This is a genomic window from Desulfobacterales bacterium, from assembly GCA_030066985.1.
Taxonomy (GTDB): domain Bacteria; phylum Desulfobacterota; class Desulfobacteria; order Desulfobacterales; family JAHEIW01; genus JAHEIW01.
Map to the genome: position 1 here is coordinate 90046 of JASJAN010000003.1, position 22614 is coordinate 112659.

General features: G+C 49.0%; 19 protein-coding genes. 12 read left to right on the forward strand and 7 right to left on the reverse strand.

Annotation, left to right across the window (positions count from 1 at the left end):
• Positions 1 to 46 precede the first annotated feature (46 nt).
• From QNJ26_02415 to QNJ26_02440, 6 genes are all read right to left on the reverse strand, one after another.
• Positions 47 to 859, reverse strand: coding sequence for a VacJ family lipoprotein (locus QNJ26_02415; protein ID MDJ0984371.1), 813 nt, complete (start codon positions 857 to 859; stop codon positions 47 to 49).
• A gap of 99 nt (positions 860 to 958) precedes the next feature.
• Positions 959 to 1555, reverse strand: a complete 597-nt coding sequence (locus QNJ26_02420) for an ABC transporter substrate-binding protein (protein MDJ0984372.1) — start codon at positions 1553 to 1555, stop codon at positions 959 to 961.
• 57 nt (positions 1556 to 1612) lie between these two features.
• Complete coding sequence (locus tag QNJ26_02425) at positions 1613 to 2224, reverse strand: ABC transporter substrate-binding protein (GenBank protein MDJ0984373.1); 612 nt, start codon at positions 2222 to 2224, stop codon at positions 1613 to 1615.
• 104 nt (positions 2225 to 2328) lie between these two features.
• Positions 2329 to 2793, reverse strand: coding sequence for an outer membrane lipid asymmetry maintenance protein MlaD (mlaD, locus tag QNJ26_02430; GenBank protein ID MDJ0984374.1), 465 nt, complete (start codon positions 2791 to 2793; stop codon positions 2329 to 2331).
• Positions 2790 to 4046: an ATP-binding cassette domain-containing protein gene (locus QNJ26_02435; GenBank protein MDJ0984375.1), complete on the reverse strand. Its 1257-nt coding sequence runs from the start codon at positions 4044 to 4046 to the stop codon at positions 2790 to 2792. The genes mlaD and QNJ26_02435 overlap by 4 nt, the downstream gene beginning before the upstream one ends.
• Positions 4047 to 4072: 26 nt before the next feature.
• Complete coding sequence (locus QNJ26_02440) at positions 4073 to 4927, reverse strand: ABC transporter permease (protein ID MDJ0984376.1); 855 nt, start codon at positions 4925 to 4927, stop codon at positions 4073 to 4075.
• 505 nt (positions 4928 to 5432) lie between these two features.
• Between QNJ26_02440 and QNJ26_02445 the strand changes: the two genes are divergently transcribed.
• From QNJ26_02445 to pyk, 12 genes are all read left to right on the forward strand, one after another.
• Positions 5433 to 5882 carry an SRPBCC family protein gene (locus QNJ26_02445; GenBank protein ID MDJ0984377.1) on the forward strand — a complete coding sequence of 150 codons (450 nt, stop codon included), beginning with the start codon at positions 5433 to 5435 and terminating at the stop codon, positions 5880 to 5882.
• A gap of 748 nt (positions 5883 to 6630) precedes the next feature.
• Positions 6631 to 7551 carry an L-lactate dehydrogenase gene (locus QNJ26_02450; protein ID MDJ0984378.1) on the forward strand — a complete coding sequence of 307 codons (921 nt, stop codon included), beginning with the start codon at positions 6631 to 6633 and terminating at the stop codon, positions 7549 to 7551.
• Positions 7552 to 7709: 158 nt separating this feature from the next.
• Positions 7710 to 8171: a phosphate-starvation-inducible PsiE family protein gene (locus tag QNJ26_02455; protein ID MDJ0984379.1), complete on the forward strand. Its 462-nt coding sequence runs from the start codon at positions 7710 to 7712 to the stop codon at positions 8169 to 8171.
• A 446-nt stretch (positions 8172 to 8617) separates the two neighbouring features.
• On the forward strand, positions 8618 to 10279 hold the full coding sequence (gene gpmI, locus QNJ26_02460; protein MDJ0984380.1) for a 2,3-bisphosphoglycerate-independent phosphoglycerate mutase: 1662 nt from the start codon (positions 8618 to 8620) through the stop codon (positions 10277 to 10279).
• Between the two features lie 39 nt (positions 10280 to 10318).
• Positions 10319 to 11338 carry a type I glyceraldehyde-3-phosphate dehydrogenase gene (gene gap / locus QNJ26_02465; protein ID MDJ0984381.1) on the forward strand — a complete coding sequence of 340 codons (1020 nt, stop codon included), beginning with the start codon at positions 10319 to 10321 and terminating at the stop codon, positions 11336 to 11338.
• A complete protein-coding gene (gap, locus tag QNJ26_02470) occupies positions 11338 to 12342 on the forward strand; it encodes a type I glyceraldehyde-3-phosphate dehydrogenase (protein ID MDJ0984382.1) in 1005 nt (334 codons plus the stop codon). The genes gap (QNJ26_02465) and gap (QNJ26_02470) overlap by 1 nt, the downstream gene beginning before the upstream one ends.
• A gap of 181 nt (positions 12343 to 12523) precedes the next feature.
• Positions 12524 to 13720 (forward strand): phosphoglycerate kinase, encoded by a 1197-nt coding sequence (locus QNJ26_02475; GenBank protein MDJ0984383.1) that lies wholly within the window; start codon positions 12524 to 12526, stop codon positions 13718 to 13720.
• 183 nt (positions 13721 to 13903) lie between these two features.
• Complete coding sequence (locus QNJ26_02480) at positions 13904 to 14884, forward strand: class II fructose-1,6-bisphosphate aldolase (GenBank protein ID MDJ0984384.1); 981 nt, start codon at positions 13904 to 13906, stop codon at positions 14882 to 14884.
• Positions 14885 to 15087: 203 nt separating this feature from the next.
• The gene (locus QNJ26_02485) at positions 15088 to 16380 is read left to right on the forward strand and encodes a glycosyltransferase family 4 protein (GenBank protein MDJ0984385.1); all 1293 of its coding nucleotides are present in this window, start codon (positions 15088 to 15090) and stop codon (positions 16378 to 16380) included.
• Between the two features lie 37 nt (positions 16381 to 16417).
• Positions 16418 to 18103, forward strand: a complete 1686-nt coding sequence (locus QNJ26_02490; protein ID MDJ0984386.1) for a sugar phosphorylase — start codon at positions 16418 to 16420, stop codon at positions 18101 to 18103.
• A gap of 15 nt (positions 18104 to 18118) precedes the next feature.
• The gene (locus QNJ26_02495; protein MDJ0984387.1) at positions 18119 to 20239 is read left to right on the forward strand and encodes a phospho-sugar mutase; all 2121 of its coding nucleotides are present in this window, start codon (positions 18119 to 18121) and stop codon (positions 20237 to 20239) included.
• 95 nt (positions 20240 to 20334) lie between these two features.
• On the forward strand, positions 20335 to 21765 hold the full coding sequence (pyk, locus tag QNJ26_02500; protein ID MDJ0984388.1) for a pyruvate kinase: 1431 nt from the start codon (positions 20335 to 20337) through the stop codon (positions 21763 to 21765).
• A 77-nt stretch (positions 21766 to 21842) separates the two neighbouring features.
• Here the strand turns inward: pyk and pgl are convergent, their stop codons facing one another.
• The gene (gene pgl, locus QNJ26_02505) at positions 21843 to 22610 is read right to left on the reverse strand and encodes a 6-phosphogluconolactonase (protein ID MDJ0984389.1); all 768 of its coding nucleotides are present in this window, start codon (positions 22608 to 22610) and stop codon (positions 21843 to 21845) included.
• Positions 22611 to 22614: the final 4 nt, after the last annotated feature.

Consider the following 22614-nt stretch of genomic DNA (forward strand, 5'->3'; position numbering starts at 1 on the left):
CTCCTTCAGGCATCGCATGGTGTTTGCAGCCTCATTGGCAGTGGGGCTATTCGGCGATCAATTTATTACGATGCGCAATGTAAGCATCCCGCACAGCCACATAGGGATCCAGAACGGCCTCTTTCAGGGCATCGATATCGTCGATCTCAAAAGAAATCTCATTGAATTTTTCATAGGCCAGAATGGCCAGACGGGTTTTCCAGTCCAGATCCAGCCAGCTGATCGGATCCAGGAAAAAAGAATCGATAAAGCGGGCGCTGTCGCGCAAACTGGAGGGGCCTAGAATCGGATACATGATAAAGAACCCTTCGTCAGCACCCCAAACGCCTAGTGTCTGGCCCAAATCCTCGGGGCTGGGCGGCAAATTATCGTAGTATGAAGCCGGCGTCTGAATGCCTGCAAAACCGACGGTGGAGTTGAGAAAGAAGGTGGCAAATTCCTCCAGGGCTTTGGTGCCTTTGGCCTGCAGCAAACAGTTGACGAAGCGAATGGGAAACCGGAGATTAACAAAGAAATTCTTTACCGACAGCCGAATTTCTTCCGGCATAACTACGTTATACCCTTTCGCCAGGGGCCTTATAATGGCCGTGTACATGGCGTCATTAAAAATGAAAAATTCTTGGTTCAGGCGAATAAGCGGATCGTTGACCTCCACCACTTCATCGTCATACTCGTCATCGTATTCATCATCATATTCGTCATCTTCGTCAGAGGCTTCACCTGCGTCAGCCGGTTTTTCCTCGGCCTGCTGGGCCAAAAGAATAACCCCGGACTCGCGCTCCAAAGCATAGGAAGTATTAAAAACAGCGACGATTAGAAAGAATGCCAAGATTACTGTTGCAGCCAGTAATTTCTTCAAGGGGTGCGCTCCTTTCGTCTGTTACCGGTTAAATCTGCTGTGTCCTCCTATCGAACTTTAGCGGCACAACGTATGCTGCCAGGACTAAGTGTCTGTTGTTTATTTGGTTTTATCTCGCAGCGTCTGCAGTAAATCTTCCGGCTTCTTTTTCGACAGGATCTGCCGGAACTGCCCGCGATAGTTTTTGACCATGCTGATGCCTTCGATGACCACATCGTAAACCCGCCATTGGCCGCTTTTATCGGTTAGGCGGTAAAATAAAGGCACCTTTTTGTTGTCCGTCGTAATAATATAGCTTTCAACCTCCACCCGGCCCTTCTTCAGCTGGGTCTCTTTGCCGAATTCGATTTTTTCGCTGGTATACGCCAGAATACGGTCGGCATAGATGTCTTGCAGAAGCGCTTGAAAAAGACTCACAAATTCCGTTTGCTGCTCGGGAGTGAATTTTCGCCATTCCCGCCCCAGGGTGCGGCGTGACAGCTCCTGCCAATCAAACACCTCATCGATGACGGTGCTGATCTCTTTTATCTGGCCACCCCGATCCAGAGCTTTAAATTCCGGGGTTTTCATTTTGGTTAGCATCTTGTTGATCTGCGCTTCAACCGTGTCTTTGGCACCACCGGCCAGGGCTTGCACCGGCAGGATTAGCAAAACCGCCAGTAATATAATCGTCGGCGCGATAAGTTTCCTTTTCATCTGATATTCCTCTCTCGTGGGCGATGGGGTTACACCGGCAGTTAAACGTCTGAAGCTTTAGCCGGCCGGCTTTTCTTTAGCCTTTTTCCGCATGGTTTTCAGCAGATCTTCAGGCGTCTTGGTCTTGAGGATCTCCCGGAACTGCCCGCGGTAGTTTTTAATCATACTGATGCCTTCGATCACGACATCATATACCCGCCATTGACCACTTTTATTGGTCAAACGGTAAAATAAAGGAATTTTTTTATTGTCCAGCGTGACAATGTAGCTTTCAACCTCCACCCGGCCCTTCTTGAGTTCGGTCTCTTTACCGAATTCGATTGTTTCGCTGGTATAGGCCAGGATGCGGTCGGCATAGACATTTTGCAGGATTTGCTCGAAAAGACTAATAAATTCCTTTTGCTGATCCGGTTTAAATTTTTTCCAATCCCGGCCCAGGGTCCGGCGGGACAGCTCATTGAAATCAAAAACTTCGTTGATGATTTGCTGGATCTCGGCTATTTTCGCATCTCTCTGTAATTGCTTGAAGCTGGGTTCCTTCATGCGGGTCAGCATTTTCTTAATCTGCGCTTCGACGGTGTCTTTAGCGCCTGCGGCAAGCGCCTCAAACGGCAATAGCAGCATGATGGCCAGCAGGATAGCGGCCAGTGTAAAGTATTTTCTTTTCATTTGTTTACCCCCGATGCAAAATAATCAAAAGTCAAATTAATTTAAGATGATAGCTATGAACCTGTGACGGGGTAGGCCAAGATTTCGTCTACAATTCGGTCTGTTTATTCTGCTTCACCGCTGCCGACATCGCCAAAGGCATATTTGCTGACCAGATCCATCAGATCTGTGGGCGATTCGGTATCGGTGATGGTATCACCATTTTCCAATAAATCGCCGCCACCGCCGGCATCGATGCTGACGAATTTGTCACCGATCAGGCCCTCGGTCTTGATGGAGGCAATGGCATCATCGTAGATTTGAATGCCGTTATTGATTTTGAGGGTAACCACCGCCACCTGATTTTCCTGATCCATTTCAAAAGACTGCACCCGGCCGACCTCGAGGCCCAGCATATTTACCGGGCTGCCGACCCTGAGACCCGTCACCGAGGTGTACTTGGCATACAGGGTGTAGGCTTTTTCCCCTAAAAAACCGACATTGCCGAGTTTAACCGTCATGTAAGCGATGGCGAATAGGCCGATAACCACAAAAATTCCAACAACTGTCTCCTGGGCATACTTTTTCATTGCGTCTTACCTCCGCGTTCACATTGAAAACGTGCAATTGGCGTTTGATTAAAACGCGCAAATTCCATTACCGATTCGATTTCGATCTGAGGCTTGCCCTGGGCCAGGCCGGCTTGAATACTGAACTCAAAAAAACCTTCGCCGGGTTTTTCGCCCTTATCCAGGGTTTTGATGTCGGGCAAACCATGATCCCGAAAATCCTTTTTGAAATCCGCCATGATGCGCTCGGCCTCATCCAGGTCCGAATAGGGCAGCACGGTGGCATATTCATTAATGGTCTGCCGGCTGGAAAACCCGCCAACAGCACCAAAGTGTTTGTTAATATAGGAGCCCAGCGCCCGGATGATCTCCTGGGCAGCGTCATGTCCCATATGCTCGATGATGGTATCCAGGTCATCCACCGCAAAGGCCGCCACAGCATACATGGCATCCGGATTGCGCTTGCTTAAATCGGTTTGGTAACGGACCTTAAAGTGGCGCTTGGAGTACAGGCCGGTGATGTCTTCCTGCAGACTTTCAAGACTGGTCAAGATTTCTTCGCGGAAGGGGTGTTCAAACTCCTCGAATTCATCCGGCGGGCCCTGGAACACAATTTTTTTGCCATAAAGCGCCAGGATGCGGTTGGAAATAAAATAGACATCCGGTATTTCGTGGCTGATCAAAAGGGCAGTAAATTTAAACCGGCTTTGGTATTCGGCCACCATACCCAAAATGGCATTTTTGCGGATGGGATCCTGGCCGGTGGTGGGCTCATCAAAAAGAACCAGGGACGGATCGGTGACCAGCGCCCGGGCCAAAGCGGCCCGCTTTTGCATGCCGCCCGACAGCTCTGACGGATATTTATCATAGACTTCGGTCAGTTCGGTCTGCTCGATGGCCGCCATGGCTTTTTCCGCAATTTCCTTTTTATTCATCTTGGTGGTCTGGCGCAGCGGAAGAGATACATTTTCAACGATGGTCATCGAATCAAAAAGAGCGTTGTTTTGAAACATATAGCTGATCTGACCGATATATTCATTCCACTCTTTTTTGGTCATTTCATCGATGGGTTTACCCTTGTACAAAATTTTACCCTCATCGGGTTTGAGCAACCCAATAATGTGCTTGAGGGTCACGCTTTTGCCGGTGCCGCTCAATCCGATCAGAGTCGTCACCTCGCCCTCATAGATTTGAAAATCGACCTTATTCAGAATGGTGCGCTCGCCGAAGCTTTTGGTGATGCCCTTAAATTCGATGATCGGTTGTTTTTCCATAATTTGCCTCTAAAAGATGAAAACGGTTAGGACATAATGAAAGCGGTGACGACATAATCCGAGACCAGGATCATCACGCATGAGAGCACCACCGCCGACGTGGTCGACAAGCTGACACTGCGCGCGCCGAAGCTGTCGGTGCGCATATGGGTGTAAAATCCCTGAAAGCAGCAGATGGTGACCACCAGAAGGCCAAAGACCAAAGACTTGACCAGTCCACCGGTGATGTCGTCCAGCTCGGTGCTGGAAACCACCCGGTAAAAATAGGCCCCGGAATTCACTCCCAGCAGCAGAGAGCCGCTGACCCAGCCACCGATAATCCCGATCCAATTGAAAAAGGTGGTTAAAATGGGGAAGCTGATGATCGCTGCCGCAATCCGCGGGCTGATCAAAAATCCCACCGGATCGATGCGCATGGTGGACAGGGCATCGATCTGTTCGGAAATACGCTGGATGCCGATCTCTGCGGTCATAGCCGAACCGGCCCGCGCCGTAATCATAATGGCGGTCAGAACCGGTCCCAATTCTCTGATCAATGAAAGTGCCACAGCCGTGCCCAGCACCCCCACCGAACCGAATTTAATCAGCACAAAGTAAAGCTGCAGGCCCAGGACCATACCGGTAAAGAAGCCCACCAGCATACAGATCTGGGCGGACTTGGCCCCGATGAAGTATATCTGCTGGACAATAGCGGAAAACTGCTTGGGGTTAAAAATCAGGATAAAGGCACGGGCAAAAAAGATGGCGATGGCCCCCAGATTGCCATTGATACGCATGGCGCGGGCGCCAAACGGATGAAAAAGCCAGGTAAACGGGTTGCCGGGTTTTGATAAGGCGACCTCTTCGGACGGATTTTGATCGCTTGAATTTTCTGCAGCCATATGATTGGTTCCCCCCTAAACCGAAAGAAATGATCCGATAGCCAGAACGCTATTCAGGGTTTGTAACTTCCACCATTAATTCAAATGGTTTAAGTATTCTGACCTTTTTACCATAAAATTAAACCAGTGCAAGGATAAAATGCATTAGACAATTATTAAATCCAGCATCGCTATTAAGTATACTTACCGCTGATTTTGAACAAAAGCGCCTAATGATGACCCAAAATGACTTAAATTCGTCATTGGCGGCGAAATGCTAAAAGATTCTATCACCAGTGGCAGCTCACCTTAAATGTCCCTGCACGCCTTAACACATTAAAAAGATGACTTGCATATGCCGAATACCATGGAGAGATAATTGACAACGCGTCAGGAATAGTTATCAATTGATCTATATGGTTCATCAAATAATCTGGGTCCATGATCGGCTTTGAATCGCCTTTTGAGCATCCAACTGTATCCAAGACACTCTTAAGACTGTTCAGTATTCAAATGAGAGACCATCATGATCATCGAAGAAAGCATTGATATCAAAGCGCCGCTGCCGGTGGTCTGGCGCGTTTTTTCGACCATGGAAGATTGGAAAAGCTGGAATAACGTCATCGAAAATTGCAGTATCATCTCCGGCGACAGCATGGCCGAAAATACGTGTTTCACCTTCCAAATGCGGCCTTATTACCTACCGATCAAGGTCATGCCAACCATAACCAAATGCGACCCCGGCAAAGAAGTCATCTGGGAAGGACGCCGCTTTGGCGTTCAGGCCGTGCACAGCTTCATCTTTGAAGAAAAAGAGGGTGCTGTGCGCTTGACCAGCAGTGAGTCCTTTCGGGGTCCGTTGCTGTGGCTCAGCAAGCTCATCTTTATCCCCAAACGCCTCCATCGCCTCACACAACAATTAATGCTCGCCATCAAGAACCAGGCAGAGTCCTGCGGGCATGAACCCCGATCATAGTGAGCCCGGGTCCCTTTGTAGCTCTAAATTTAACTAATCAGAAATCTCGCGTGACACGATTCATGTATCGAATTCCTTAGTATCTAACGTGATGGTTGTGCACTAAATTTAGGATAAATATATGGCGTTTAGGGGTAAATGATTATCCATGCTCAACTTAGTGACCTAATTGAAGGACCAACCATTCAGAATTGCCTGACAGATGTATCAGTACGAAATAATTGATTTTATTCATTAGTGTCTATATTGAAAAAATGCCATAACGCAAATTGGAACCGCAAGGCCCAAATCACATCGGGGGATGGAATTGTATCTAAACCAAGTTCAATCAGGATCAAGTCAATCAAAGGCACCATCATAAAAAGAAGATAATTCTTGCATCCAGCAGTAAAAAAAAGTATCCGTTTTAGACGGGGATCTGTGGGAAAATCCTGACGTTTACTTCTAATTGGCTTAAGACGCGAAGCACTGCAAATCCCTATTGCCGTACTTCGATACTTATAAAAGGTAAATTCCAAACAAAATTTATGCTCTTTTTAATGTTTAACCGTGCCGAGAGCACGCCCGCCAGATAACTAAGATGTATCAAATTTTTGCCGTCAGTCTAAACTTGACGATTGACACTTGGGGCTTATTTTACCCTATGTTTCAAATTTAAAATCAAGTACTTGTCTTTAACATTTCTTAAACAAACACCCGCTAAGAAAAAGGTTAGCCCCATTACCGAGCCGTCAGAGAGGACATGCTCATGAAGGTTGGAATTGTTGGTTGTGGTTTTGTCGGCAGCTCAGGGGCCTTTGCCATAGCGCTTGAAGGCAAAGCCAACGAGTTGATAATGGTCGATCTGAACGCTGACCTTGCCAAAGCCCATGCCGAAGATATCCTGCACGCCACACCTTTCAGCGAACCGATTCGGGTGGCAGGGGGCGATTACACCAGCTTAAAAAATGCCGAGCTGGTGGTGCTGGCCTGCGGGGTTGCTCAAAAACCAGGGGAAACGCGCTTGCAGCTGTTGCAGCGCAACGTAAAGGTTTTTCGGGATGTGGTTCCCCGGGTTCTCGAATATTCACCGGAGACGATCTTGCTGATTGTCTCCAACCCGGTGGATATAATGACCCAGGTGGTAAGCCACATTTCCGGCCTCCCGGCCCAACGCGTTATCGGTTCCGGCACCATTTTAGACACGGCCCGTTTCCGGACCTTGCTGGCTGAACATCTTGGAGTCTCGCCGCATTCGGTCCACGCTTATGTACTGGGTGAGCACGGTGATTCCGAAGTGCTGGCCTGGTCCAGTGGTAAAGTCGGCGGGGTGCCGGTTGAGAAATTTGCAGCTCAAATCGACCGGCCGATAACACAGGAAATTAAATCTAGAATAGACGATGGTGTGCGTAACGCCGCCTATCGAATCATCGAGGGTAAAGGCGCCACCTACTACGGCATCGGCGCCGGCATCGCTAGAATTGCCAGAGCCATCGAAGACGATGAAGGTGCCGTAATGACCCTTTCAAACGTCGACGGTTTCGGGGGTGTCAGCCTTTCTCTACCCCGGGTGCTGAAAGCCAACGGGATTGAAACCACCATTCAGCCAGTGCTTTCAAACGAGGAAACAGAAGCCCTTGAAAAAAGCGCTGAGATACTTAAAAAAGCCGCCGCCGAACTTAGTTTCTGATAGCTCAAAGCAAAAAAATGACGTTGTTTCAGAAGTCGTATTGAAGAAAGGCATGCAGAAAGTTGAAGCGCATCTATAAAGCGCTGAACAATGTTGCTTTAAACAAAGGGCAACGCCCGTAAGATCACTTTACTATGGGGTAAAGGAGATCAGAGGTTATGATGAAAAGTATTGTATACAAATTCGAGTATTTCGTCGTTCTGACCCTGCTTTTGATGATGATGATCGCCTTGTTGGCTTCAACTATCGAACTTGCGGTCATCCTGGTTCAACAGCTTATAGAGCCTCCAAGGTTTCTCCTGGACGTAAAGGAGATGCTGACGGTATTCTCCTTTTTTCTCATGGTCTTGATCGGTCTGGAGTTAGTTGAAAGCATCAAAATGTACTTAGAAAAAGATGTTATTCATGTTGAGGTGGTTGTTCTGGTTGCCATAATTGCGGTAGCGAGAAAGATCATCGTTATTGACTATTACACAATATCATATGAGATACTGCTAGGCATAGCTGCGCTTATGATCACTCTTTCTGCAAGTTATTTCCTATTGAAACGAGCGACTACACATTTAGGGACCGAAGAAGATGGCAAAGATACCGATCATGCTGTGCAGGCAAACAAATAAGGAGATCTGGTCTATCATAAGCTCGGTCGTTCCAATGCGAAAAAATAACTCCCGGCCTGGGGCACTTAAAGCTATGGCAATTGAAACCACCAGTCAATCGATGACTTCAAATGATGAGAACCACGGATTTGAAAGAGGCGCTAAGGTATTAGAAGCTGCCGCTGCTGAACTTCAGCTCTAAAGCAGAATGCCAATGAAGGGCAGATGGGATCCAGCTACAATTGTGCTTTCGATCTGTTTGAGTGCAATACTCTTCTCAGCCGGCGTCTTAACTGCAGCCCAACCGGAGTATCGAATCTGAAGAAATATTTTAACAATGAGGTCTCGCTGGCGGCATCCTGGCCGGTGCGCTGTTGCCCATTGCTATCGTGTGGTTTATTTTCTTTGTATTTCGTTGAGGGGGTAAAGCCCAGCACTAACAGCTATTGAAAGAAAAAGAGAAAAAGATGCAACCACTCAAAAAGTCAAAACATTTCAATGGGCCCGAAGGGCCGGTAGTCCTGGCGATATTAGATGGCGTCGGCATTGGCACCTGTGCCGAAGGTGATGTAGTCAGCCGGGCCAACACCCCCACCCTGGACTGGCTGGCTAATAATGCCCTGTCTGCCAAACTCAAGGCCCATGGCACGGCCGTGGGCATGCCCTCGGATGCGGATATGGGCAACAGTGAGATTGGTCACAACGCCATTGGCTGCGGACGCGTTTTCGCCCAGGGCGCCAGTCTGGTGAATGAATCCATTGAAAGCCGCTCGCTGTTTGAAGGTGCTGTCTGGAAAGAGCTCATCGAAAACGTGCTGCAGCATAAGTCCAGACTGCATTTTATCGGCCTTTTCTCAGACGGTAACGTGCACAGTCATATCGATCACCTGGAGGCCATGCTCACAGAAGCCAAGAACCAGGGTGTGAAAAAAGCCGCTGTTCATATTCTGTTGGATGGACGCGATGTGCCGCCCACCTCGGCCCTGGAATACGTCGATCGACTAGAAGGGTTCTTGTCTGCGCTGGCAAGGGACAGCGACATCGAATATGCGATCGCATCAGGTGGTGGACGCATGCAAATCACCATGGACCGCTACCAGGCCAATTGGGGCATGGTCGAACGCGGCTGGAAAACCCATGTCCTGGGTGAGGGCCGCACATTTAGCTCTGCCCGTGAAGCCATCGAGGCATTGCGCAGCGAAAATCCGGATGTCATCGATCAGGATCTGCCGCCATTTGTGATTGCCCGCAACAATGCACCACTGGGGCCTATTGCGGAAAATGATAGCGTTATTTTTTTTAATTTCCGGGGTGACCGGGCCATCGAGATCAGCATGGCTTTTGAAGACGATGACTTTGACAAATTTTCCCGGGGACCCAAACTCAATGTCAAATATGCCGGCATGATGCAATATGATGGTGATGCGCTCATACCCAAAAAATACCTTGTCAATCCACCCGGTATCGATCGTACGGTTGGCGAATATCTTGCCAGAGCGGGTGTCAAACAGCTGGCCATCAGTGAAACCCAGAAATTCGGCCATGTGACCTATTTTTTTAACGGCAACCGTTCCGGCAAGTTTGACGACTCAATGGAGGAGTACATCGAGGTGCCATCCGACATCGTTCCCTTTGAGCAAAGGCCCTGGATGAAAGCAGCCGAGATCACCGATAAAGTCGCCGAGGCTATTTTGGACAACAACTACCGTTTTATCCGACTCAACTATGCCAACGGTGATATGGTCGGTCATACCGGTATTCCCCAGGCTGTTGAGATCGCAGTTGAGACCGTCGACTTGTGCCTGGCCCGGCTCGTCAGGGCGGTAAAAAAAGCCAATGGCATTTTAGTGGTCTCAGCAGACCACGGAAATTCAGATGATATGTATGAATGCGATTATGAAACCGGCGAAGTCATCTATGATGAAAAGACCGGAAAGCCCAAGCCGCGCACGGCGCATTCGCTCAATCCGGTGTTTGCTTACGTGTATGCGCCTGACGGCAATATCAAAATGGCGCTATCGAAACACAAAGATCTGGGCATCAGCAGCCTGGCGGCTACCTGTCTGACGCTTTTGGGTTTTAAACCGCCGGAGGACTACACACCCAGTATTCTTGACATTTCAACATAACCCTCAAAACGTCTAATGTTGACAGCAGGGAGGTGACGTATGGCAACAACAATCGGCCTAATGGGCTTTGGCAGAATCGGAAGAAATCTCTTTCGGATTCTTTACCAGAGCGAAGACATTAAAATCGCCGCCATCAGCGATATAGCCGATCATAAGGCTCTGGAATACCTCTTGCGTTTCGATACGATTCTGGGGCCCTTCCCCGATGAGGTCAGTATCAAGGACAATAATCTGTATGTGGTCGGCCGTCAGATCCCCATGCTTTCTGAAGCAGAGCCTGGCGATGTGCCCTGGGGAGATCTGGGTGTGGATGTGGTCATTGAGGCCACCGCCCAGTATCGCACCCGGGAAGACTTTGAAAAGCACCTGAAGCAGGGCGCCAAACGTGTGATTCTGTGCGTGCCCCAGAAAACACCACCGGATATTACCGTAGTTATGGGGGTCAACGATGATCAGCTGAAAGCAGAACACAAAATTGTTTCCAATGGGTCCTGTACGGCCCATTGCGCCGCACCGGTGCTTAAGATCCTTAATGATGCCTTTGGCATTCAGCGCGCTTTTCTGAGTACGGTTCATGCCTATACCAATCAACAACGTCTGGCGGATGTGCCTTCCGAAGATAAACGCCGCGGGCGCGCGGCGGCCGAAAATATCATTCCCCAGGAAACCAATGCCGCCCAGGTGGTTACCGAGCTGATACCGGCTATGGCCGGACGATTAACCGGTGCCTCGATGAACGTTCCGGTCCCCAACGGATCGGTTGTGGACCTGGTGTGCTGGCACGAGAAAAAGGTCACGGAGGTGGCGATAAACGAGGTCATTCGAACCGCGGCCGCATCGGACAAATGGCGGGGAATTTTGAACTATGAAGATGATCCGATTGTCTCCAGTGATATTATTCGCAGCACCTACTCCAGCACTTTTGATTCCATGGCCACCATGGTCCAGAAAGAAAATGTTTCTAAAACCCTGGCCTGGTATGATAACGGCTTTGGGTATGCCCATCGAGTGATTGATTTAATTAAAAAATTTGTAGAAATAGACAAGGAGGCCGCATAATGACGATTCAAGTTGGCATAAACGGTTTCGGCCGTATCGGCCGAAGTGTATTTCGAATCATCAGTGATCGCGATGACATGGAAGTCGTGGCGATCAATGACCTGTTTGACAACGAACAGCTGGCGTACCTCCTCAAATATGACACCGTCATGGGCATTTTTGATAAGGCGGTTAGTGCGGAAGCAGACGCCATGACCGTTGATAATCAGCGCGTGGCGATGACTGAGCATCGCGATCCGACCAATATTCCCTGGAAGGATTTAGGTGCCCAATTTGTGATTGAATCCACCGGTGTGTTCCGCCATCGCGAACCACTCGAAAAACATATGGCCGCCGGGGCGCAGAAGGTGATTTTAACGGTGCCCGCAAAGGAAGAAATAGACGCCACCATCGTGCTCGGTGTCAACGATGATGAACTCAAACCGGAGCATCGCATTGTATCCAACGCTTCCTGCACCACCAATTGTCTGGCCCCCATCGCTAAAATCCTGGATGAGACGTTTGGCATTGAAGAAGGCTACATCACCACGGTGCACGCCTACACCAATGACCAGCGCTTGGCGGATGTCCCTCATAAGGATTTTCGCCGCAGCCGGGCGGCCGGTGAAAATATCATCCCGACAACCACCGGTGCAGCCGTCGCGGTCGGCAAGGTACTGCCGCAACTGAAAGGCAAACTGGATGGATTGGCCATGCGTGTTCCGGTGCCGGACGGCTCGATTGTGGATCTGGCCGTCAGACTGGGCAAAAAAGCGTCGCGCGATGAAATAAATACCGCCGTTCGCGAAGCCGCAGCCGGCCCCATGAAGGCCGTCGTCGAATACAGTGAGGCACCTTTGGTCTCCAGCGATATCATCGGCAACACCCATTCAAGCATCTTTGATGCCCTCTCGACCAGCTCCGAGGAAGACGGCTATGCCCGCATTGTTTCCTGGTACGACAATGAGTGGGGCTATTCGAATCGTGTGGTGGATCTGATCGGCATGCTGGCAACGTTCTCATAAAACTGTCTTCGTGCTTCTTTGTGTTCTTCGTGGTGATGAAAAAAGCGATGTTTTTACCACAAAGCGCACGAAGGACACGAAGCGCAATACTAAAAATTTTTTATTTAATATTTGGTGTATCTTCTGGTTTCTTTGTGCTTCTTTGCGGTGAATTTTATTCAAACAAACGCGGGAGATGGAGATGGACAAGTTGACCATTGAGGATTTGGATCTTAGGGGCAAACGTGTTTTGATGCGGGTGGATTTCAATGTCCCCTTGGAAGACACTCGGGTGGCCAACGATAAACGCATTCGGGCCGCCCTACCCTCGATTAAATACATTACCAATAACGGCGGCAAACTGATTTTAATGTCTCATCTGGGCAGACCCAAGGGCCAGCGTGTGCCGGAGATGTCGTTGCAGCCTTGCGAAACGGTTCTGAATGCCCTGCTAGGCAGAAAAACAAAATTTGTCGATGACTGTATCGGTCCCGAGGTCCAAGACGCGGTTGAGGCCCTCAACGAGGGCGATATCCTTTTGCTCGAAAACCTTCGCTACTATAAACAAGAGACAGATAGCGATGCGGATTTTGCCGCCCAGTTGGCCAAGCTTGGCGATGTTTATGTCAATGATGCCTTTGGCACCGCCCACAGGGCCCATGCATCCACTGAAGGCGTCACCCATCATATCGATCAATGCGCGGCCGGTTATTTATTGATGAAGGAACTCGATTATCTAAGCCGCGTCCTGGAAAATCCGGACAAACCCTTTGTTGCTATTTTGGGCGGCGCCAAGATATCGGGTAAAATCGATATTATCTCCAATCTGCTGCCCCGGGTGGACCATATCATTATCGGCGGCGGGATGACCTACACCTTCTTTAAAGCCCAGGAAAAAGAAATCGGCAAATCACTGCTGGAGGAAGATAAAATTGAGCTGGCAAAGGAGCTGCTGGCCCAGGGCGGCGATAAGCTCATTCTGCCGGTTGACTGCCGGGTTTCGGATACGTTTGATTTTGATAAACGCCAGGTCGGCCCCCTGAAGGAGGTTGCCGCAGATGCTATTCCCGCCGATACTTACAGTTTGGATATAGGCCCGCAGTCAATCGAAAAATTTCGCGACATTATCAGTGCTGCCAAAACCATAGTCTGGAACGGCCCCATGGGGGTTTTTGAAATTGAAGATACTGCCAAAGGCACATTTGCCATCGCCCATGCCCTGGCAGAGGCCACCGCCAGCGGCGCCACTACGGTCATCGGCGGCGGCGATTCTGCTGCAGCCATCGATCTGGCCGGTGTGGCCGACAAGGTCTCCCATGTGTCCACCGGCGGCGGCGCGTCACTGGAATTCATGGAAGGTAAGGTTTTGCCGGGCGTGGCAGCGTTGACGGATAAATGATTTAAAATGCCTAAAATAATCTACAGATATTAAGCGGAAACAATCCAATTTTATTCTATAGCTCACGCAAAGCCGCCAAGATCGCAAAGATCTTTGAACTATAAATTACCAAAAGTCTCTTCGTGCCTTTGCGAGAGAATAAAAACTTCAGATAACGGCCGACGACTGCCAGGAGGTTTACACATGACGGATATGATCAACTACAAAGACCTGGGGCTGGTGAACACCCGCGACATGTTCAAAAAGGCCATGGAAGGCCGTTATGCCATCCCAGCCTATAACTTTAACAATATGGAGCAATTGCAGGGCATCATCATCGGGTGCGCGGAATCCAAATCGCCGGTGATTTTACAGGTGTCCGGCAGCGCCCGCAAGTATGCCGATGCCACCTTTTTGCCGTACATGGCCACCGGGGCGGTCCAGATGGCCAAAGCGCTGGGCGCGCAAATCCCCATCGCCCTGCATCTGGATCATGGCAACTCCTTTGAATTGGCCAAAGCGTGCATTGATACCGGCTTTTCTTCGGTGATGCTCGACGGCTCGCATCACCCTTTTGATGAAAACGCAGCGCTCACCCGACAGGTGGTTGAGTATGCCCATGAGCGCGATATTACCGTGGAAGGCGAGCTGGGGGTACTCGCCGGGGTGGAAGATGAAGTCTCACATGAAGTTTCACATTATACCAAACCGGAAGAGGTCGAAGAATTCGTAGAAAAAACCGGCGTTGACAGCCTGGCGATTTCCATCGGCACATCCCATGGTGCGCACAAGTTTAAAGTCAAACCAGGAGAAGAAGTGCCACCGCTTCGATTTGATATTCTGGAAGAGATCGAAAAACGGGTCCCGGGTTTTCCGATTGTGTTGCATGGGGCCTCATCCGTGGAACCCGAATATGTGAAGATGATTAACAGGTTCGGCGGTAAAATGGAAGACGCTGTCGGCATTCCCGAAGAGCAGTTGCGAAAAGCGGCCGGCTCTGCGGTCTGCAAAATTAATATCGACAGCGACGGTCGACTGGCCATGACCGCGGCCATCCGCAAGGTGTTTGCCGAAAATCCGGCTGAGTTCGATCCCCGCAAATACCTGGGACCGGCAAGGGACGCGCTGATTAAAATGATCAAATATAAGAATGAAAATGTGCTGGGTAGCGCAAACAAAGCATGAAACTGGACTAAAACGGTGTGCTTTGCCCGCTGGCGGTGTTATAAACCGGTCCTAAATGCTCGCGTACTATTGTGTACGCTCCGCTTTTGAACCGGCTCAAGCCTTGCCATCAAACAAAGCACGCCGTTTTAGAATCAGTTTCAAAATTATTTCAAAAGATATTCGATAAAGAATGTTCAGTAGAAAGCAGAAGGGAGGGGCTGATGGTGATTGCAAAGACTGGAGACCATGTCAACAATGTCGGTTTTATTTCCACGCGCATTGCCGGTACCGATGGTGTATCGCTGGAGCTTGAAAAATGGGCAGACGTATTTAAAAAGTTTGGCTGGACAAGCTATTATTTTGCCGGTGAGTTGGACCGGCCGCCGGAGCGATCCTATCTGGTTGAAGAAGCCCATTTTACCCATCCGGAAATAAGGAAAATTCATGACAACTCTTTTGGCGTCACTGTCAGGGACCGCGCGCTCTCCAAAAGAATCTATCAACTGGCCATCCATATCAAAGACCACCTGTATGAATTTGTCAAAAAATTCGACATCGATCTGATTATTCCTCAAAACGCCCTGACCATTCCAATGAATATTCCCCTGGGAATTGCGATAACGGAATATATTGCTGAGACCAGCATCCCCACCATCGCGCATCATCATGATTTTTATTGGGAACGGGACCGTTTTATGGTCAATTCCGTCTCGGATTATTTAAGAATGGCATTTCCGCCGGTGCTGCCCTCCATCGAGCATGTGGTCATCAATTCGGTTGCCGACTCGCAGCTGAGTTTACGCACCGGTATATCCGCTCATGTGGTCCATAATGTGATGGATTTTGACAATCCACCGCCACCGCCGGATGAGTATACATTTGATGTCCGGCAGGCTTTGGGTATTGAGGACGATGAGCTCTTGATTCTGCAGCCCACCCGGGTGGTTCAGCGCAAAGGAATCGAGCACGCCATTGAATTGGTACATAGACTGGGCCGCAAGGCCAAACTGGTGATCTCGCATGCCTCCGGAGATGAGGGCTGGGACTATGAGAACCGGCTGAAAGATTACTCCAAGCTAATGAACGTCAACACGATATTCGTGGACGACATCATCAATGAGGAAAGAGGGACCACACCGGACGGCCGCAAAATTTACACCCTGGAGGACATCTACCCCTATGCGGATCTGGTCACTTATCCTTCGACGTTTGAGGGTTTTGGTAACGCCTTTTTGGAAACGCTGTATTTTAAAAAACCCATTGTGGTCAACACATATTCAATTTATCTCAAAGATATCAAACCCAAGGGGTTTAAGGTGATTGAAATTGACGGATATGTGACCGATAAAGCCGTTGAGCAGACCAAGGCGGTTCTCGATAATCCGCAACTTCGCCAGGAAATGGTCGATCATGACTATGAGCTGGCCAAAAAGTATTTTTCCTACTCGGTCCTTTATCAGGGACTCAGAAATTATATGATCGATCATGGTTGGCTGGCGCCGGATACATGCTAATTTTGCATGAAAATTTATGTCGTATAGAGGTGAACGCATGGAAAAAGTAAAACGTCTACTGAACCAGATATACGGGGAACAGACCGGTAAGCTGGCTCTGGAGCAAATTACGCCCATCATTGAAAAGTATGCCGTTCAAAACCGCCGAAAGGATAGCTATTTTTCCCAGGAAGATGTGGTTCTGATCACTTACGGCGACTCTCTTAAAAAGGAGGGAGAAGCTCCTCTGGCCACGTTGCATGCATTTGCGAATCAATACTTGAAGGGCGCCATTTCCAATATTCATTTTTTGCCTTTTTTTCCCTACTCTTCCGATGACGGCTTTTCGGTTATGGACTTTTTTAAAATCGACCCCGAACTGGGTACCTGGCAGGAGGTGGCAGCCATCGGTCAGGATTTTGAGCTGATGTTTGATTACGTGGTCAACCACTTCTCCTCAAAAGGGCAGTGGTTTCAAAACTACCTGGAAGGCCAAAACGGATTTGAAGAATTTGCCATTGAAATGGATCCCACCATCGATCTAACCATGGTTACCCGGCCGCGATCTTTGCCGCTTTTATCAGAGTATAAAAAGAAAGATGGTAAAACGGTACATTTATGGACCACATTCAGTGCCGACCAAATCGATTTTAATTTCAGGAGCCTGGATGTTCTTGAAAAAATGATCGATGTGTTGTTGTTTTATGCCGATCAAGGCGCCACTATCTTAAGGCTCGATGCCATTGCGTATCTATGGAAGGAAATCGGCACCAACTGCATTCACCTGTCTCAAACCCATGATATGGTCAAGTTGTTTCGGGCGGTTTTAGACCTGGTGGCGCCGGATGTGATCATTTTAACCGAAACCAACGTCCCGCATGATGAAAATATCAGCTACTTTGGTGACGGCCGCGATGAAGCCCAGATGGTCTATAATTTTACGCTGCCGCCGCTGCTTTTTCATACCTTCGTCAGCGAAGATGCCACCATCCTTTCTGAGTGGGCCAAAGGGCTTCTTCTACGATCAAAGGATAACACGTTTTTTAATTTTACCGCCTCCCATGATGGAATTGGTGTGCGCCCGCTGGAAGGCATCCTGGAGCCGAATAAAATCGAAAACCTTGCTGAAATTGCAAAATCCAATGAGGGTCAGGTTTCCTACAAACGCAATCCTGACGGATCCGATAGCCCCTATGAACTCAACATTACCTATGTAGACGCGATTCTGGGTGACAAGGCCTCGACCGATGCCGATAAGTTTTTGGCTTCCCAATCCATTCAATATGCCCTGCCGGGCGTGCCGGCTACCTATATCCATAGTCTGCTGGGATCGCGCAACTGGGTAGAGGGTGTCAAAGAGACCGGGCGTGCCCGCACGATAAATCGCGAAAAGCTCCAGGTTGAAGAGCTTATGGCCGAGTTAAATGACCCGCAATCCTTTCGCTCCCGGGTCTTTTTTCCCTATCTGAATTTAATCAAGAAGCGCAAACAACAAAGCGCCTTTCACCCCAATGCCGATTTTGAAATCTTAGAAATTGATCCCAAAATTTTTGGGATCAAACGCAGCAGCCGGGATCAAATAATTGTTGCCCTTACCAACATATCATCTGAATCCATTTCGATTTCCCTGCCCGCAAAAACAGCCCCAGGAACGATGGTGGATTTAATCACCGGCGATAAAATAGACAGTGCAGGCATTCAACTAAATCCGTATCAATACCTATGGCTACAAGAAGAACAATAAAAAGGAAGACAAACCATGACAATAAACGCCCTGTTGGCAAAAGCAAAAGACGGCTTTAGTACCCTGGATATTTCTCAAAATTATGTCGATGACGCCCTCAAATGGCTGGAGATGTGGTTAAGCGATGCAATGTTTGCCGATTATGTTTCCCAGATTCAATATTTAATCGATAACGAGCGCTGGAATTTTTTGCTGGATGCGTTTTACCAGATTATTCCTTTTGGCACCGGCGGTCGCCGGGGTCTGGTCGGCATTGGTCCCAACCGCATCAATACCTGGACCATTCAAGCCTCCGCCCAGGGCCATTCGCAGTACCTGATTAACATGTACGGTGAAGACGCCAAACAACGAGGGGTTGTGCTGACTTATGATGTAAGAAAATACGTTCAAAAGGGCATCTACGATGATTCGGCCCCCAATCCCGTAATGGATTTGGATGGCCGTAAGCTGGCAATCGCTGCCGCCGAAGTATATACGGCTAACCAGATCAAGGTGTATATGTACGACGAGACGCGCAGCACGCCCCAGCTCTCATTTACCATTCGCCATCTGAATGCCATATCCGGTGATATGTTCAGTGCCAGCCATAATCTGCCCACCGACAACGGCAAAAAGGTCTATGATCAGTATGGCGGTCAGCTGATACCACCTGATGATCAGAACCTGGTGGATGAAGTTACCGGCAATGTCAAAAAAATCAAAACCCTATCCTTTGAAGCTGCCAAAAACAAGGGGCTCATCGAAATCGTCGGAAAAGAAATTGATGAGGCCTATTACGCGGCCGTTCGCCCGGTATCGCTTTCCAGCGAACGCAACTTAAAAATCGTTTATTCCCCTTTGCACGGAACCGGTCTGACATCGGTTTATCCGGTCCTAAAAGAGCTGGATTTTGATGTCACCCTCGATCCGGCAACCTCACATTTAAGCGGTGCTTTTGAAAACGTCACCTTCAACATACCCAATCCGGAAGTGGTTGAATCCTTTGACCACTCGCTGCCGTTTGCTCAAGAGGTGGATGCCGACATTTTGCTCAGCACCGATCCGGATGCGGATCGCATCGGTGTAATGGTTAAACACAAAGGCGACTGGCGGTTTTTGAGCGGTAATGAAATCGGTATTATCCTCTCGCAATATGCCATCTCAAAATACAAAGCCCAGGGGCGCCTCAACCCGGAAAATGTTATCATCAAAACCGATGTGACCACATCGTTGATTCAAAAAATTGCCGCTGAAAACGGCATCCGCTGTATCGGTGATTTGCTGGTGGGGTTTAAATATATTGGCGACCTTATGAATAAAATTGAGGCCGATGATCAAATCGATCACTTCATAATGGGTACCGAAGAGAGCCATGGTTATCTGATGGGCAATTATGCCCGGGACAAAGATGCCGCCTGCGCTGCGATTTGGCTGGGTGAACATGCCGCTGAGCTTAAAAAACAGGACAAAACGCTTTTGGATGATCTGGCGGATATCTATGCCCGTTACGGTTACTGCCACAATTACTTAACTGAAATCAGGCTGCTGGGTGCCAAGGGCATGGAGCAAATATTGATGATCATGAGTCATTTGCGGGACACCCAGATTGATTCGATCGGTAATTTCAAAGTTGAAAATAAAATCGACCGCCGTGACGGTGAACCGCAGCCGCATCTGTCGCGAACCGACACATCGGCCCGTAACATGCTGGTGTACCGACTGGCCAATACCCCGGACACCAACAGCCTGCGGGTGACGGTAAGACCCTCAGGTACCGAGCCCAAAATAAAAATGTATTTTGAGGTATTTGGCAAACCGTTTCAACGGGCAGATATCGAATCTGAAAAGCAAAAAGTGATCAAGACCCGGGAGCGACTGGAAAAAAATTTTATGCAGTATTGCTACAAATTGCTGGATGTCGATTTTCCGGAGAGAGGCTTTTTGCTCTTCTGGCAACTGCCGCTTGATGCCAAATTAAAGTATTTTGAGATCGAAGAGGAGATCATCGGTCTAAAGCGCCTTTCAGATGAAAACCAACGCCGAGAAGAATTGTTCAAATTATTAGAATTTTTAGGTGCCAATCCAATTCAAAAAATAGACAAAGCCTTCGAAGCGAAGTATCAGTCTGGAATTATGGAATATCTTAAGTTGTCTTAAACCAACTTTGATTTTGGAATTTGGATTTTAGATTTTGGATGGTAGGTCGCAAATCCAAAATCCGAAATCTAAAATCAAAAATATGAGGAAACCAAATGCCCTTCCCTGCTAACAAAACCAAAATTGTTTGTACTATCGGACCCGCTTCGGATTCCCCGGAGATTTTGGAGAGAATGATTCGCGCCGGCATGAATATCGCGCGGCTTAACTTTTCCCACGGCGATTTTGAAAGCCACGCGGAAACCATTCAAAAAATTCGGGCCGCGGCCAAAGCTGCTGAAAAACAGGTGGCCATCATGGCCGATTTGCCCGGCCCCAAAATGCGTATCGGAGAACTTGAAGAGGAGCCGATTGAATTGGCACCCGATGATCTTTTTACACTGACAACCGAAGACATCATCGGCAACCAGAACCGTGTGTCTGTTAGCTTTTCACGACTGCACGAGGCGGTCAAAACCGGAGACAATTTGTTTTTAAACGATGGTTTGATCGAGATAGCGGTTATGAATGTAGCGGGCAAAGAGGTCGAATGTAAAGTTCTTGTCGGTGGTGAGCTCAGGTCCCGTAAAGGGCTTAATTTACCCGACATCGATCTGGGCATCAGCGCCTTTACGGAACGTGATCATGAATGTTTAAAATTTGCCATGGAAAATGGTGTCGATGCCGTTAGCCAGTCTTTTGTGGAAACGGGCCAGGACATCCACGCGGTTCGCCAGGCCGCCACAGACCTCGGCCATGATCCGTTTATTATCGCCAAACTCGAGCGCATTAGCGCACGAGATCACCTCGATGATATTCTGGAAGCATCCGACGGCGTTATGATTGCCCGGGGAGACCTGGGTGTTGAAATCCCTATCGAAAGAATCGCCGTGGCCCAGAAGATGATCATGCAAAAAGCCAATCTGACCGGTAAACCCGTTATTACCGCCACCCAGATGCTGGAGTCAATGACCCATAGCCGCCGCCCTACAAGGGCCGAAGCCACCGATGTGGCCAATGCCATCCTGGACGGCACCGACTGTGTCATGTTGTCCGGCGAATCGGCCATGGGCGAATATCCAGTGGATGCAACGGCTATGCTGGCCAAGATTGCTGCAGCCACTGAGCCGCATCGCGCCTTTAACCCCATCGAAGGGCAGCTGCGATCGCGCCGTCAAGACGATAACATCCGCAAAGAGGATTTGATCGCCTTAAGTGTTGATACCGCTCTGAAACGGATCACACCACCGACGGTCCTCGTACCCACCCGCAGCGGCGCGACGGCCAGAAGGATTACGCGCTTTAGACTACCGGTCTGGATTACAGCCATTAGCCGCCTAAGAAAAACCTGTCAGAACCTGCTGTTTTCATATGGCGTTCAGCCGGTTTGTGAAGCCGAACACCCGGATGATTGGAAGCAATGGGCCCGCAACTACCTGAGCCTGGTAGGAGAAAGTGGTAACTTAATTGTTATGACCGAAGGTCCTTCTGAAAAACATCCCTACCGGAACAACCGTATGGAAATATTGGATCTGAGCGATTCATAAAACCCGCGTCTTGGGCCATCGCTGACTATTTTTTCTTGAATTGCCGAATGGTATGCAATTTTGGAAAATTTTATTTTTTAGGCATCTGACTTCAGTCGACTGGCGGCTCGTTGATCCAGCAACCAGGTCAATACGCCATTCTTGGGCTGTAGGTATTGCACGGGAAATCGAATCGTATCAGAATCGTCCGCCAGCACCGCTTTGAGCGTCTCTGCTTTCTGGTCACCACTGACCAGCAGCAGAATCAGATCTGCGTTGTTAATGACCGGTAAGGTTAATGTGATGCGGAAAGAATTGAATTTTTCTACCCAATTGGCCATTACCAGACGATTTTGTTCACCAAGGGCTGGAGATCCGGGAAAGAGTGAGGCGGTGTGGCCATCCGATCCCATCCCCAGCAGCACACAATTAAAGCGCGGCGGCTCGCTGCCGGCGATACCAAAGAACCGCCGCATGTCGCGAGCATATTCTTGAGCTGCTTTATCGGCATCGGGGTTCTCAGCACGGATGCGGTGAATGTTGGCCGGCGGAATGGGCACCTTTGACAGCAGGGCTTCATAGGCCATACGGTAGTTGCTGTCCGGATGGTCAGCTGGCACATGGCGCTCATCACCCCAGAAAAAATGGATCTGCTGCCAGGGAACTTGTTTGCGCAGCCCGGGATCATTGGCCATTAGGGCGTATAGCTTGCGCGGTGTGGAGCCGCCCGACAAGGCGATGCTAAATACATCTTTTGTCTGCAATTGTTTCGCTATGTGCTCGATGAGTGTTTTAGCTGCTGCTCTGCTCATGGCTTCGGCATCGTCAGCAATTTGAACTTTCCGATTTTTTGAGATCGTAACCATAGTT

What these genes read in the sequence shown, in the direction of transcription:
- QNJ26_02435 (MDJ0984375.1), bottom strand. Translation starts at nt 4,046, where the DNA reads ATGGAAAAACAACCGATCATCGAATTTAAGGGCATCACCAAAAGCTTC.
- QNJ26_02485 (MDJ0984385.1), top strand. Translation starts at nt 15,088, where the DNA reads ATGGTGATTGCAAAGACTGGAGACCATGTCAACAATGTCGGTTTTATT.
- QNJ26_02480 (MDJ0984384.1), top strand. Translation starts at nt 13,904, where the DNA reads ATGACGGATATGATCAACTACAAAGACCTGGGGCTGGTGAACACCCGC.
- QNJ26_02420 (MDJ0984372.1), bottom strand. Translation starts at nt 1,555, where the DNA reads ATGAAAAGGAAACTTATCGCGCCGACGATTATATTACTGGCGGTTTTG.
- gap (MDJ0984382.1), top strand. Translation starts at nt 11,338, where the DNA reads ATGACGATTCAAGTTGGCATAAACGGTTTCGGCCGTATCGGCCGAAGT.
- QNJ26_02425 (MDJ0984373.1), bottom strand. Translation starts at nt 2,224, where the DNA reads ATGAAAAGAAAATACTTTACACTGGCCGCTATCCTGCTGGCCATCATG.
- QNJ26_02490 (MDJ0984386.1), top strand. Translation starts at nt 16,418, where the DNA reads ATGGAAAAAGTAAAACGTCTACTGAACCAGATATACGGGGAACAGACC.
- pgl (MDJ0984389.1), bottom strand. Translation starts at nt 22,610, where the DNA reads ATGGTTACGATCTCAAAAAATCGGAAAGTTCAAATTGCTGACGATGCC.
- QNJ26_02445 (MDJ0984377.1), top strand. Translation starts at nt 5,433, where the DNA reads ATGATCATCGAAGAAAGCATTGATATCAAAGCGCCGCTGCCGGTGGTC.
- QNJ26_02440 (MDJ0984376.1), bottom strand. Translation starts at nt 4,927, where the DNA reads ATGGCTGCAGAAAATTCAAGCGATCAAAATCCGTCCGAAGAGGTCGCC.
- mlaD (MDJ0984374.1), bottom strand. Translation starts at nt 2,793, where the DNA reads ATGAAAAAGTATGCCCAGGAGACAGTTGTTGGAATTTTTGTGGTTATC.
- QNJ26_02455 (MDJ0984379.1), top strand. Translation starts at nt 7,710, where the DNA reads ATGATGAAAAGTATTGTATACAAATTCGAGTATTTCGTCGTTCTGACC.
- gpmI (MDJ0984380.1), top strand. Translation starts at nt 8,618, where the DNA reads ATGCAACCACTCAAAAAGTCAAAACATTTCAATGGGCCCGAAGGGCCG.
- gap (MDJ0984381.1), top strand. Translation starts at nt 10,319, where the DNA reads ATGGCAACAACAATCGGCCTAATGGGCTTTGGCAGAATCGGAAGAAAT.
- QNJ26_02475 (MDJ0984383.1), top strand. Translation starts at nt 12,524, where the DNA reads ATGGACAAGTTGACCATTGAGGATTTGGATCTTAGGGGCAAACGTGTT.
- QNJ26_02450 (MDJ0984378.1), top strand. Translation starts at nt 6,631, where the DNA reads ATGAAGGTTGGAATTGTTGGTTGTGGTTTTGTCGGCAGCTCAGGGGCC.
- QNJ26_02495 (MDJ0984387.1), top strand. Translation starts at nt 18,119, where the DNA reads ATGACAATAAACGCCCTGTTGGCAAAAGCAAAAGACGGCTTTAGTACC.
- pyk (MDJ0984388.1), top strand. Translation starts at nt 20,335, where the DNA reads ATGCCCTTCCCTGCTAACAAAACCAAAATTGTTTGTACTATCGGACCC.